The sequence below is a fragment of the Bacteroidales bacterium genome, from assembly GCA_031275285.1.
Taxonomy (GTDB): domain Bacteria; phylum Bacteroidota; class Bacteroidia; order Bacteroidales; family UBA4181; genus JAIRLS01.
The window spans coordinates 1-14377 of record JAISOY010000042.1; the positions used below are offsets into that span (position 1 = coordinate 1).

The 14377-nt window shown below is 38.1% G+C and carries 12 protein-coding genes; 8 read left to right on the forward strand and 4 right to left on the reverse strand.

Annotated elements, in window-relative coordinates; all coding sequences use genetic code 11:
* Positions 1-125: 125 nt before the first annotated feature.
* Entirely contained in the window at positions 126-1859 is a 1734-nt protein-coding gene (locus LBQ60_03865) for a response regulator (GenBank protein ID MDR2037039.1), read from the reverse strand.
* A 240-nt stretch (positions 1860-2099) separates the two neighbouring features.
* Here LBQ60_03865 and LBQ60_03870 point away from each other — a divergent pair, with 240 nt between their 5' ends.
* Positions 2100-2816 (forward strand): hypothetical protein, encoded by a 717-nt coding sequence (locus LBQ60_03870; GenBank protein ID MDR2037040.1) that lies wholly within the window; start codon positions 2100-2102, stop codon positions 2814-2816.
* A gap of 95 nt (positions 2817-2911) precedes the next feature.
* Positions 2912-3877 (forward strand): hypothetical protein, encoded by a 966-nt coding sequence (locus tag LBQ60_03875; GenBank protein ID MDR2037041.1) that lies wholly within the window; start codon positions 2912-2914, stop codon positions 3875-3877.
* Here the strand turns inward: LBQ60_03875 and murB are convergent.
* From murB to LBQ60_03890, 3 genes are all read right to left on the reverse strand, one after another.
* On the reverse strand, positions 3874-4878 hold the full coding sequence (gene murB / locus LBQ60_03880) for a UDP-N-acetylmuramate dehydrogenase (protein ID MDR2037042.1): 1005 nt from the start codon (positions 4876-4878) through the stop codon (positions 3874-3876). The two genes, LBQ60_03875 and murB, sit on opposite strands and share 4 nt — an antisense overlap.
* A 20-nt stretch (positions 4879-4898) precedes the next feature.
* On the reverse strand, positions 4899-6623 hold the full coding sequence (locus LBQ60_03885; GenBank protein MDR2037043.1) for a DUF4091 domain-containing protein: 1725 nt from the start codon (positions 6621-6623) through the stop codon (positions 4899-4901).
* A 241-nt stretch (positions 6624-6864) separates the two neighbouring features.
* Complete coding sequence (locus tag LBQ60_03890) at positions 6865-7800, reverse strand: DUF1848 domain-containing protein (GenBank protein ID MDR2037044.1); 936 nt, start codon at positions 7798-7800, stop codon at positions 6865-6867.
* Positions 7801-8465: 665 nt separating this feature from the next.
* On the opposite strand from LBQ60_03890, the gene LBQ60_03895 reads away from it, so the two are divergent.
* The 6 genes from LBQ60_03895 to LBQ60_03920 all read left to right on the forward strand — a co-directional run bounded on the left by LBQ60_03895 (position 8466) and on the right by LBQ60_03920 (position 14341).
* Positions 8466-8720 carry a CPP1-like family protein gene (locus LBQ60_03895; GenBank protein MDR2037045.1) on the forward strand — a complete coding sequence of 85 codons (255 nt, stop codon included), beginning with the start codon at positions 8466-8468 and terminating at the stop codon, positions 8718-8720.
* Between the two features lie 29 nt (positions 8721-8749).
* Complete coding sequence (locus tag LBQ60_03900; GenBank protein MDR2037046.1) at positions 8750-10192, forward strand: alpha-amylase; 1443 nt, start codon at positions 8750-8752, stop codon at positions 10190-10192.
* 15 nt (positions 10193-10207) lie between these two features.
* Positions 10208-11425: an FAD-binding oxidoreductase gene (locus tag LBQ60_03905; protein MDR2037047.1), complete on the forward strand. Its 1218-nt coding sequence runs from the start codon at positions 10208-10210 to the stop codon at positions 11423-11425.
* A 528-nt stretch (positions 11426-11953) separates the two neighbouring features.
* On the forward strand, positions 11954-12379 hold the full coding sequence (gene umuD / locus LBQ60_03910; GenBank protein ID MDR2037048.1) for a translesion error-prone DNA polymerase V autoproteolytic subunit: 426 nt from the start codon (positions 11954-11956) through the stop codon (positions 12377-12379).
* Positions 12363-13631, forward strand: coding sequence for a Y-family DNA polymerase (locus LBQ60_03915; protein MDR2037049.1), 1269 nt, complete (start codon positions 12363-12365; stop codon positions 13629-13631). The genes umuD and LBQ60_03915 overlap by 17 nt, the downstream gene beginning before the upstream one ends.
* A 2-nt stretch (positions 13632-13633) precedes the next feature.
* Complete coding sequence (locus LBQ60_03920; protein ID MDR2037050.1) at positions 13634-14341, forward strand: SOS response-associated peptidase; 708 nt, start codon at positions 13634-13636, stop codon at positions 14339-14341.
* The last annotated feature ends 36 nt before the right edge of the window (positions 14342-14377 follow it).

Sequence of the window (14377 nt, forward strand, 5' to 3'; positions counted from 1 at the left end):
GAGACATAAACTGTCCAGCAAAGGAAGACTAATAAATATGGAAATAATTTTAACACTTTGACAGAGTTCAAATAAAAGTTAAAATTAGTATAAAAAAGCCGAGAAATAGAAATCTCTCAAAAGAATCAGTTGCTTACGGAATATTCTGTCGCAAGTAAATTTTTCATTTTGTTGACCAACACCTCAACTTGAAAAGGTTTACTGATATATTCGTTCATTCCGGAAGCCAAGCAATGTTCGCGGTCACCGGCTAACGCATTTGCTGTAATTGCGATGATCGGAATAGGTGTAGCCTGGGTTTCGGACTCTATTTCACGTATTTTTTTTGTCGCCTGTATCCCATCCATTATAGGCATCTGAATGTCCATCAATACAATATCGTATTTTTTCTGGGAATACATGTCTAATGCCTCTTGTCCATTATTGGCAACATCAATATTTTTCACCAGTTTTTGAATACTTAATATTACGATTTTCTGGTTGATCAGGTTGTCTTCAACTAAAAGTATATCCGCATCTTTTAGTTCGACATTTGAACCTGAATTGCCGGAATCCGGAATAAATGATGTTACATTTCTTTTTTTATCTTCTTGCTCTGATTGAATGGGTGATGGTTTCCTTTCTTTTACTGCAGATTGTACAATCTTAAAAGGTAATGAAAATCCAAAAATGGTATAATTTTCATCATGACTCTCGCTCAGTTTTCCACCCATCATTTCTACCAGGTGTGATGAAATGGAGTAACTCAACATATTAGCGTTGTCTTCATGTTTAATATCAAAATGATCACTCGTCCTTATTTCAAAACTGACATTGAACGACCGTTCTGTGTCTTGTTTTATTTTATAGGATATGATGATATTGATTTTTTCCGACTTTTTATTTTTAATGATAGCATCAATCAGTGTTAAAAATATTTGTTTTATCTGAATAGGATTGCCTTCAAAGTCATAAAGTGGCTCATCCATATTAGGCTTAAGTGCAATATTATAATCATCACTTTGCCCAACAAATAATTGTACGGTATTTTTTAAAAGAGATTGGAGGTTAAAAGCAACATTGGCAGATTTTGTATCCACAATTTCTGTTGATGTTACTTTGGAAGCAATCATATTTACTACATTTTCCAAAGTGTTTGCCGAAGCCAGGATCGTTTCCATCCAATCTTTCTGTCGATTGGTCAAACTGGTATCATTCAATAGGTTTCCGATGATGACAATATTGTTCAAAGGCGTCCTTATCTGATGGGATAACTGGGAAATGTATTCACTTTTCTCTTGTGCGTCCTTTTGTACATCGGATATTTTGTTGTCACTTTCGGTGATCGCATTTTTGTTGATTATCTGTAAGACTCCTATGCCTACCAGTACTGTGGCAGAGAGGATACAATCGGAAATGATAAGGGAAATACTCCCGGCATCCGGATTGGTCAGGATACCGCATAACAGAAAAACCGGAATAAAGCAGGCAGCTACGACGGTACCTTTTTTGATATCCAAAAAAGATACTGTGATTAATGTGAAAAAAGTACAATGAATCAGGCCGTAGGCAAACTGTCCCAAAAATAAGAACGCAAGGATCAGTACTGCATACAAAAATAAGAATATGTTGAAAAATAGGGGTTTGTAGTATCCGATCTTTTTGGAATAGAAAAACATGGTCAATGTAATGATGCTATATCCGTACAGCATATATGCAATGATGTCCTCTCCCTGAAAAAGAAAGAAACTGCCGAACAACAGGCATAATATCCCAGCAGACAGAAGCAGCATACTCATGAAAACATCACGTGATCTTTCAAACCACGTAATATTTTTGTTCTTTCCTATCTCAAGAGACTTTATAATGTTTTTATACATAAAATTCCATTACCAATTAACATCCTTAACGTGTGTGTATGTTAAAAAATGCCATACTATTTCAGGCAACAAGTATAATCCATATTTTTCAGATTTGAAAAAATATTTTAACAAATCTTTGTAAATACCCGATTAAAAATAAAATACAGAAATCGGATCGTATTTTTTGTTCAAAAAACGAACTTAAACCGTATATTTGTACGGATTTTGTAGAAAAAAGTTCTAGGGAATATCATATTTATGCGAATAAAATATATTATTTGGATTTCATTCCTTTTTATATTATTACCGGCTTTTCTTGTTGTTCAGACAGCTTTTTCACAGGAACTGGTAAAATATACTCCTGATTTTAAATTTAAGGAGGGTATATACCTGAACTTTGAACAAGTCAAAAAAAATAAGCCGACACCTAAATCACGTATTCTGACTTCGGCTGATTATAAAAGCAGTACTTTTTTTGATAAAATTACCGAAGAGAAAACCCTGGTTTATTTTGACGATTTGGGAAATAGCCAGGAAGTTGAAGTAGCTAATATTTGGGGATATTGTAAGAATGGAATAATATATATTAACATAGGTGGTTCTTTTAGCCGGATTACCATTGTCGGAAATATCTCTCATTTTGTAGCCAATATCACCACCTATTCCAACCGCTATAATTCCGGACCTTATGGTTATCCCTACGGATATTCGCCTTATGGTTACTCGCCTTACGGATATTACCCTTATGGCGGTTATTCGCCTAGTTACCGGACGACCGAATTACGGCAATTCTTATTGGATTTCAATACAGGGAAAGTAGTGGAATATGATAATAAAAATGTTGAATTGTTATTGATCCCTGATCCCGAATTACATGATGAATATTCCGGGTTGAGATCAAAAAAGAAGCAACAGCTACGATTCATGTATATACGTAAGTATAACGAAAAACACCCGCTATATATTCCTAAATGATACATATGAGAAGGCTGCCGGAAACCGATTTCTGACTTTATAGAACATTTTCCGTTTTTATCCGTATCATAGAATGATAAATTACAAATCATTAAATGATGAATAGAAAAAGATGGAAAAAAGAAGATGAAGGGTATTTCGTAAAGAGTTATCCGAACCTGCTTCCCGACTTTATGAACACTCCTGTATCCCGATTTATTCAAATGAAGGCACTTATATATACCTTGTTTATATCGTTCTTCCTGTCGGGACCACTTTTTTCACAGGAAGAATATATTCCAACAGAGTCGGAAATCAAGCATTTTGCTAAAACCAGGACAATGATGGTGCTCGAAGAGAATCCGATGTGTGAGTATAATCTTATTTTGAATGATATAGTACCTGACGAATGGAAGATAACTCCTTTTGATTTTATATCATGGAAAAAATTTGAAACGCAGAAAACAGATGCTTCTTTATCCTTTTTATTGATGAACAAAGTGAAATTTGAAAAGGATAAAAGCAATGCGAATTATTTATTCATGAGCCTGGTATTAGGAGGAAAAACGAAAAGTTTGTCCGATATGCCAGATCTATGTTCCGTTCCCCTTGCATATTTTGGGGCAAAAGAAGAAACATACATGTATAAGATCGGCATTTTTCTCCGGTTTATACAGAGTCATATACAGGTAATCACTCAGGACCCGTCTGTCGCAAGCAAGAATATTTTCCAGTATTATAATAAGAATATCCAGAAGCTGGAAGGAAAAACCCTGTACCTGATTGCCGAAGAACTGGCTAAAGATGTGAATACGGAAGCCAAGATAAAAAAGGTATATAGCGGTCCGTTTAAACTGGTAACCCGTGAAGAAATACAACAGGCCATTGCAGACCGGGATCCGGATGTGGTTTTTTTACATAAGGTGGGTCCGGGTAAGCGTCAGAATAATGCCCAATGTTTTAAGATATTGGTCGGAGTGGATGATGCCCAGTTTTACTATTTTGACCACCATAAAATATCCGAAAAATCTCCGGATGGGTTTTTGGCATCTGATTTTAAAAAGTTGTCAAGGAAGAACTAAACTATATTTACTTCCGGCTCTAACCGTATTCCGAATCGCTGGTAAACAGATTCAATAATTTCGTTGGCAAATTCAAGTATTTCCATACCTGTAGCTTTTCCATAGTTGACAAGGATGAGCGGCTGTAATTGATAAGTACCGACATTTCCCTTTTGTTTTCCTTTCCAGCCACATTGTTCGATCAGCCATGCGGCAGAAGTTTTGTACCACTCATCTGATACCGGATATAAAGGGATTTCGTATTCCTGTTTTAACGGTTCCGCTGTTTCGGAAGATATGGTCGGATTTTTAAAAAAGCTTCCGGCATTACCTAGCTCTTTGGGATCAGGGATCTTTTGGTCCCGGATCCCAATAACGGTTTTTCTGGTATTTTCAAGGGTAATTTCGTTGTGATTACTGAATGCTGTTCTTAGTCCGGCATATTTTAAATTCGGGATAAATACTTTGGAAAGCCGGAACAACACGGAAGTAATCAGGTATTTCCCTTTGTTTTGCTTAAAAAAACTGTCCCGATAACCAAATTGACATTGATGATTATCGAACCGGACTATTTTTCCTGTTGATATTTCGATTGTTTCCACTTCTTCGATGATCTCTTTCGCTTCTGTTCCATAGGCACCTATATTCTGTATGGGGCACGCACCAACATTTCCGGGAATTCCTGATAAATTTTCCACGCCTGAAAAATGATGTTGTACACACCATGCTACAAAATCGTCCCAGACTTCACCTGCGTACGCTTTTGCCAGCATATGATCATTTCCTTCTTCTATTATCTCAATGCCTCTGAAAAAAGGCCTTATGACCATTTCACACCGATCGGAAACAAACAGTATATTACTGCCTCCTCCCAGGATCAACCGGTCGGATGTAACCGCCGGTGTATTCATAAAATCACGTAATTCGGAAACATTGTCCGATTCAACATAGGTATCTGCCGTTGCTGTTATTCCGAATGTATTATGTGGGTGTAAATCGATATTTTTTTTGATCTGGAGCATGGTTGGTTATCTGCTTTAATTTAATTACTTAATAAACGTAACATGTTTTTACGTATGGCCCTGAAATATCTTACGCTTCCGTCATAATTATTGAAGTTTAAAATAATCGCATTAACATATTCACGCGCCTTACCGGGATCTTTCTCTTCAAGCATTTTCAATAGCTGGTAATCGTCGATCCCGTCCCTCATGGCTTCAAAACGTATCGAACTGTATAATTTCCTGTATCCGGGATAGATGATGCAATGATCCCCGGCAGGCAGTTTACCCCTGTCACGGGACATATCTTTGGTCAACTGGTCTTTTTCCCAGTAATTCAACCCCCAGTGGAGGTATCCGGTGGCATTGTATTTATAGTTGATCCAGTGTAAATAGCGGGTCTGCAGAAGGGGTAATTCGATAAAACGATTAGCATAATTACCACGGGGCCCAACGCAGGTGTAATACCATATTTCTTTTCCTTCTTTTTGAAGTTGCTGGTAGAAGCTGTAGTCACGGTGGAATACACTCAGTTCGGGGATCCAGACATCGATTGTGCCTGATAATTCCTTTGAAGTCAGCACCGCATCCATAATTTTCACTCCCGGTAAATATTGCCGGACATGATCGCTGATTGCCTTATACGAAGGGGCGTTACCAGCTGTAGGTTCATCTGCTATGTGCTGCATATATTTATCCAACCATCCTTTTTTTTCCAGATGATCCCTGAGTGCCGGCAGGAACTGGGTCAGGAAATTTTGTGTACGTTCGTCTCCGACGGGCAACAGCACGAAACGAATATTGTTTTCAACTCCCTGGGGATTTGGTGATCTCTTTAGTTGACGACTGTCGTCATTATCCGGTAATGGTACTTCAACATAGAAAGGATCATCCCAGGCTCCGGAACGCCAGGCTAAGTGACCTCCTTCTATTCTTTCCAGGGCACCGGCTTTATCAAAGATTTCCGCCTCTTTGTCAAACCGGCTGAAATCGAAACCATACTTGCCGTCTGCATATGTATATTGGGTATGCCATACAGGATAGATCCGGTGAACATTCTGGCGGTGCGAAGCCATTATGTTCGCATGCATTTCTATCAATTCCCAATAAAGGGGTGAATAGATATCTACCTTTTCATTGTTGTTCAGGTAACTTAATGTAACCGGATTAAAATGAGCCGACCAATTGGATATCAGCAAAGGAGAACGGCCTAGTGTTACAGGATAGACCCTGATATAAAATTCTTTTTCCCAGGTTCTTCTTTTCTTGTTGACCTCGCCGGTAATTTTCACATTTCCAGTATAAAGTCCCGGTTGCGTAGATATGTCCGTCGGAACGGAGATCCATAAAGGCTGTACTTCACCGGCTTCAATCGAAAAGGCGGAATCGGTAAATATAGGATCAGGGAAATAGTCGGAAGCCGACCGGATAATATCTTTAGATGGCGGATTATAGGAGCGTCCTACCCTGACATAACCCACCCAGCCGGATTCGACTCCTGTTAGTCCGGCAGTTCCGGAAGAAATCCCGTCTACCGAAATTTGTAGGTTTTTTATATCGGTGAATCCTTTCATGACAATCTGGATGGTGGCTGTTTCGCCTTTGGCGATACTGATGGTATCTACCTCATCATGAAAATAAGTCCGTTCTTTTAATATCTTGTATAAGGGATCTATCTGGTATAGCCGGGCATATTTGTCCTGACAAAAAATATACGAAGGGATATTTGTCAAAAGGAAAAAAAACAGGATGATCTTAATTTTCATTGCTTTGAATAGATACACAATCTGTTGATTTGAGCACTCAGTGCTATTGTTACTTTCTTAAGTTGCATTATTCGAATTTATTACGATCATTAAATACAACGTTAACTTATTTGTATTGCTTACATATGACAAATATACGCTTTTGAATCCATAACTTACCATGTGCCTTGGAATTTGATCTTCGTGGCCGAAACGCTATTTTACCATTTTCTGGTAAATAGTGTCTATCACACATTGTATCTTAAAATAACCTCGGTTGATCGATCTTAAGGCGCTTCATTTCGCGGTCTTTGATGACAGCATCATCGTTTACCGTTCCTATCATAAGCGGCGAATCAGGATAATGATGCTTATGATTGCCCTCTGCTGTCAGGTAATTTCCTTTGATGGCATAACAATAAATGCAGCCGTTGAGGCAGGTCTCATAAGTACCGATATCAATGCTTTCGATGCAATTACATATATTACGTTGGTTCCTGTCCTTTTTGGCCATGATCGGATAACCGATGATCCGTTCGATCAGTTCATGGTCAACACATAATCCGCCCGGGATGCCTAAATGCCGGAGATCTGTCTTAACGGTACAGGTATCCAGTTGAATAGAGTATGCTTCGATGATCTTTCTGAACGAAATAGCCATCTCTTCTGTTTTTTCTTTTTCCAAAGGCCGGATATCGAACTTTTCAACCGCCTTACGGATATGATTGTAATGGTCGATAAAACCCAGCATGCATCTTTCCGTATGGTCACGCAGTGCGTATGCGATCGTTGAAAATGCTTCTTTATGGAAATCAACCGTGTATTTTTCATTGGAGAACAACGGATCGTAACGCCAGACTACCTTTTCCCTACCTATCATATCGGAAAGGGACTTAAACGTATCAATACGTTTTTCTAACGATGGCAGATTTATTTCAATTTCTTTTCCGTATGGGTTGATCGTATACTGAAAATAATATGGATAGTCTTTCAAATGATCCAGCTGACCAAGCATCGGTTTAGGATTCTTTGTCCAGAAGACGATACAGTCCACCACTTCAGGATCAAGCCTTACTCTGCTGAGCATTTTTTTGTCGTATGGGTTGGGTACCAGCAGATACCCCTCTTTTATCCGGCTAAAGAACCACTTTGAATAAAATGCGGGAATGTCTGTTCTGCGGCTTGCGCTGATGATCATATTTTTATCAACTATTTTAGCATTTTCCTTAAAACATAGGATAATGACTTCAGTAGAAATATTTCCTGCAAATTTCATGCATTCTGTTTTCGGTCACTTTTTCATTGTTGGTATTCTGTGGTAACCTTACCTTTTGACAGGTGGTGTTATGCTACGCTGATTCACCAATAAAAGCACAGTTTTTCATTTTTTATAATTTATGGTAAATCGTATATTGTTCATTGAATTTTAAAAATATCCCCGGGTGATCAATTTTTAAGACGCTTCATTTAGCGATCTTACGGATATGATTGTAATGGTCAATAAAACCCAATATTCTATCACCTAAGCTATTTTTAATACATCGAAATACAAATAATTATAGAATAAAATATTTTTACTTGACCAGATTCTCATTTTTATTTTGTATCTTTAACATATTAATATGTGATTGGAATATTAATTCTATAGTAGAGGTTTTTATCGCGAAAACTAACAATATAATAGCTTTTTTAAACTAATTATATAAGTTTACTATTCAATACATTTTGCTAATTGTAAGTATTTTAGATAAGAATAGTATTTCTGTTATTATCATTTATTTCAAAATAAAATTGAATTTCATATATGCTCATTTAATAGAGTAAATGGAAAAATATCATACTAAATAATAAAAACTAACGATTGTGGAAGGATTAGGAATTCTTTGGTCTATCATCATTGGTATCGCAGCAGGTGCAATAGCCGGATGGATAATGAAAGGACGTGGTTTTGGAATAGTTATAAACCTTATTGTCGGTTTAGTCGGCAGTTTACTTGGTGGGTGGATATACAGACTATTAGGGATAGGTAGTGGAGGTATATTAGGTACTTTACTGATGTCAGTAATAGGTGCGGTAGTGTTGCTTTGGATAATTTCTTTATTCAAAAAAAAGTCTTAAATATTCAAATAACTAAAAAGATTCGTCTTATGAAGAATGGTGTAATGATGCAGTATTTCGAATGGAATCTGCCAAACGATGGAAATTTCTGGAAACAATTAAAAGAAGATGCAAAACATTTAAGTGAAATCGGCGTTACCTCAGTATGGATTCCGCCTGCGTATAAAGCCGACGAACAACAGGATGAAGGATATGCAACATATGACCTGTTCGATTTAGGTGAATTCGATCAAAAAGGCACTATTCGTACTAAATACGGAACAAAACAGGAACTGATTGATGCAATTGACGAACTTCATAAATACCAGATATCTGTCTATCTGGATACCGTTATGAACCATAAGGCAGGAGGTGAATATACGGAAAAGTTTTTTGCTCAGGAAGTAGATTTCAATGATCGCACAAAAACAATTAGCGATCCGTATGAAATAGAAGCGTACACGGGCTTTAATTTCCCCGGACGAGATAATAAATATTCGGATTTTAAGTGGCATTGGTATCATTTCTCCGGAACTGATTACAATGCGGCAAACAAGAAAACAGCCATATACCGGATTTTAGGAGAAGGGAAAGACTGGAGTAAGGCAGTAGATAATGAAAACTTCAATTATGACTACCTGATGTTTAATGATATTGATCTTGATCATCCCGAAGTAGTAGTAGAATTAGGCAGATGGGGGCGATGGGTCTCTACAGAGCTTAATCTGGATGGAATGCGTTTAGACGCCATCAAACATATGGATGCTAATTTTCTTAAAAAATTTCTCGATGAAGTACGTTCCGAACGGGGGGATAACTTTTTCGCGGTAGGCGAATATTGGAAAGAAGATTTTGATGCTTTACAGGAATACCTGGATATAACGGGCCATAGTCTTAATTTATTTGATGTTCCGCTGCATTATAAATTTTTTCAGGCTTCGCAACAAGGACGTGATTTTGATTTAACAAATCTGCCTGACGGTACGTTGGTAGCACAACTTCCGGAAAACGCTGTTACATTTGTCGACAATCATGACTCTCAACGTGGCAGTTCACTCGAATCACAAATAAAATCATGGTTTAAACCGTTAGCATATGGGATTATATTGTTGATGGAAAAAGGGTATCCATGCATCTTTTACGGAGACTATTACCGTATGAAAGATGTTGAATCGCCCCACCGTAAAATTCTTGATATTTTGTTGGATACACGTGCGAAATATGCATTCGGCAAACAGAATTATTATTTCGACCATCCAAATACGGTTGGTTTTACCCGCGAAGGTGATGATATACGGGAAAATTCAGGATTGGCGCTACTTGTTTCAAATGGTGAAGATGGCGACAAAGTGATGTATGTGGGGAAACACCATAAAGGTGAAACCTGGCATGAAATAACCGGAAGCATCGGGGAGGAAACCACCATAGATGAAGATGGAAATGCCCGGTTCAAAGTACATGGTGGAAAACTTGCAGTTTGGGTAAAAAAATAAAATACAGATAATATTATGGATTTATATTCAGGACTGCCTTATTGGATAGCAAAGAACCCGCTTTATAACTATTTCAATCCGCTGAAGTCTGATCACTCTGCCGATGTCGTTATCATTGGAGCGGGCATAACAGGGGCTTTGGTGGCGAATGAGTTATGTACAGCTGGTATCAAATGTACGATAATAGATAAACGCAGTATCACTACAGGTAGCTCTACGGCAAGTACTGCATTGTTGCAATACGAGATAGATACACCGTTGTGCGAAATGGTGGAGATGATAGGAGAGGACGCATCAGTGATGGCTTATCGGGCCTGTCTTCAGTCGATAACCGATATTGAAAATGTTTTCAAATCTATTGGTTTTAATCCTGATTTTGAAAGAGTCCCCAGTATTTATTATGCCAGTAATAAGAAGGGGAAAAAACTTATAGAGAAAGAATACGAGATAAGAAAGAAGCATAAATTACCGGTCAATTTCTTAAATAAGAAGGAGTTGCTTAATAAATATGGGATTAAGGCATCAGGATGCCTTGAGAATAACGTATCGGCACAGATAGATGCCTATAAAGCAGCTACTCATCTCATAGACTATCACATGAATAAAAAAGACCTGACTGTTTTTACGCATACAGAGGTTGATAAATGCTCAGAGACATCAAAAGGTTATGAGTTAATTACTACAGATGGGAAAAAAATCAAGTGTAAGAATGTAGTCATTGCTGCCGGTTTTGAAGCCGGAAGATTCCTGCCTGAACCAGTAATGAAACTGACGTCGACATATGCAATTATATCACAACCGGTAGACGAGAAATATATATGGCATAAGCGAAGCCTCATTTGGGAAACCAAAGAACCATATCTGTATATCCGTACCGATAATAAGAATCGGATCATAGTAGGAGGAGAAGACGAAGAATTTAAGGATCCTGTAAAAAGGGATCGGTTATTAAGAAAGAAAGTTGCAGTATTAGAAAGAAAAATAAAGAAACTGTTTCCTCATATCCCGTTCAAAACGGATATGGCATGGTGTGGAACATTCAGTTCGACGAAAGACGGATTACCTTATATCGGAAGCCTGCCGGGTAAAGAAAGAATGTTTTATGCACTGGGGTATGGGGGAAATGGGATAACATTCAGCATGATCGCTGCACAGCTTATAAGGAATAAACTGGAAGGGATTAAAGACGAAAGAGAAACAGTCTTTGGATTTTGCAGGGGAGGAAGGACGTAAAGGATTGTGGGTTGATAAAAATGAAAATATATGGAAAAAAGGCAGGATGGCTATCCAAAACAAATTCAGGAATATTAACGGCATGATTGTTTTTGACAGACAGCGTTACGTGCCGATTATTAACCCGGTAAATTATCGATAAAAAAGTTGATTGAACAATATACCTCCTGGAACGTTATATTAACAGATAACGTATACACTGAACGATTTACTACCAGGTCAAAAGTAAAGCCCCTGAAAAAGGGGCTTTTTGTTTATTTGAATATGAATGTTTCACTGAAACTTTTGAATGGTTGGTTCTTTGTTTAAACCATCATAGATCTACAAGAGCCGTAAACCTAATAATACGCCTTGTAATATTTATTATTGATATTTTTGTTAAACGGAAACCAACATTTACGCCTGTTTTGATATTTTTATTTCCATTTGATATAAATATTTGTTTAAGATATTTGTTTACTCTTTATCTTTGTATCAGGAGGGAGTTTAATGATAAGCAAAAGAAAGTCAGGCATTGAGATCTTTTCAATGTCAGTTGACACAAAATTTTTATTGCCTTTATTCGAGGGGTTAAAGGCGGGGTTTCCGTCACCGGCGGCAGACTATATTGATGTAGCGATCGACTTAAATAAGGAGTTGATCAAACATCCTGCATCTACATTTTTAGGAAGAGTTTCAGGAGACAGCATGAAAGATGCCAACCTGGATGATGGCGATTTACTTGTTATAGATAAATCCATCCGTCCGGCTCATGGTATGATGGCAGTATGTTTTCTGGATGGGGAATTCACAATCAAGTACATAAAGATAGATGGTGAAAACATCTTACTTGTTCCGGCAAATGATGCCTATGATCCGATACTGGTAACACAGGACGATAATTTTGTTGTTTGGGGCATAGTGACAAGTATCATCAAAAAGCCAAAGGAGTTGGATGATGTTCGGGCTGGTTGATGGTAATAACTTCTTTGTAAGTTGCCAACGTGTATTCAGGCCGGACCTGAACGGGCGACCTGTCATCGTGCTTTCAAACAATGACGGTTGCGCCATCGCCCGGAGCAATGAAGCGAAAGCTTTAGGCATCAGAATGGGCGACCCGGCATTCAAGATCAGGGATATCATCAGAAAATATGATGTTGTTGTGTTTTCAAGCGCTTACTCATTATACGGTGATATGTCAGCGCGAATGATGATGATGTTTCAGTCTTATGTTCCTGAAATTGAGATATACAGCATTGATGAGGCCTTTCTGAACTTCTCCGGGATGGAACATTTCAACCTGAAAGAATACGGATCTCTGATCGTTCAGGAAACGACCAGGGGAACCGGTATTCCGGTCAGTCTAGGAATAGCACCGACAAAGACACTCGCCAAAGTAGCCAACAGGTTTGCCAAGAAGATTAAAGAATACAAGGGCTTATGTATTATTGACAGCGAAGAGAAGCGGATCAAAGCATTACAAATGACAGAAATAAGTGATGTATGGGGCATAGGCAGAAGATATTCGATCAGGTTAAATAAAATCGGCGTAAAAACAGCTTTGGATTTTGTCTGTCTTCCCCGGGCATGGGTGAGAAAGAATATGACCGTTGTTGGTGAAAAGACATGGTGTGAGTTACGTGGGGAACCATGTATTGACATGGAATTGATCCAAACGGACAAGAAACAGATCTGTACTTCGAGATCATTCGGGAAACTTGCGGAAAACCTTGATGATATAAGCGAAGCCGTTGCTTCTCATGCTGCTTCCTGTGCAAGGAAATTAAGGGATCAGAAATCTGTAGCTGTTTCCCTGATGGTTTTCATTCATACGAATAATTTTCGGCCGGATCTGCCGCAGTACTTTAAAAATATAGTTATAGAGTTACCGGTACCGACCAATAGCAGCATTGAAATCGTTCATTACGCTTTGATAGGATTAAAACGTATATTTGCATCCGGCTACCGGTATAAGAAAGCAGGTGTCATTATCACAGAGATAACAAAAGAAAGTGCGGTTCAAGGGAATCTGTTCGATAGTCTCGATCGTACAAAACATAGGAAATTAATGGAAGCAGCAGACAAGGTAACAGACCGTTATGGAAAACAATATTTAAAATTGGGATCCCAGGGATCCGGGAACAATAAGGTCATCAACATGAATCAAAATCTTCTTTCCCCTTCGTTTTCCTCCCGGATATCCGATATAATCACAGTAAAAGTATAATTATGTGTTTTCATAATTCAATGGGCAAAAAAGCACAGGAAGTTGCAGCCCGTTATGGACGAAAGTCAGACGTAATAGAGGTATACAAAGAAATTTTAGAAGAAAAATACCATATTTCCGCATTCACCAATCCGGATTGTGCAGTTGTTACAGATGATCCGGAATTACAAATCATGAAATGGGGGTTGATCCCCTTCTGGTCAAAGGATGAAAAAAATGCATCCGGGATCAGGAAAATAACTTACAACGCAAGATCGGAAACCATCTTTCAAAAACCTTCTTTCCGTAACCCGATCATGTCGAAACGTTGTATTGTCCCTTCAACCGGATATTTTGAATATCATCATGAAGGGAAGGAAACAACCCCTTATTATATTTTTCTTAAAACAGAGGAGATATTTTCGTTGGGTGGCATTTATGATATCTGGCATGACAAAGAAACGGGAGAAACGCTTCATACATTTTCCATTATCACAACAGATGCGAATGAATTCACCGGGAAGATACACAACGGAGGGAAAAATCCGTACAGGATGCCTTTAATTCTAGATATGGCAGATGAAGAAAAGTGGATCGGTCCCGGTTTGCTAAACGAAGAAATAAACAAACTGATGAAACCTTTCCCGGTCGACCGGATGGATGCTTATCCTGTGAATAGGAATTTTACAAAGATGAACCCATTTGATAAAAGAGTGTTGGAGTCGATATAGCCGTTTGCTTATAAAAAGAACATCAACGATCAAATA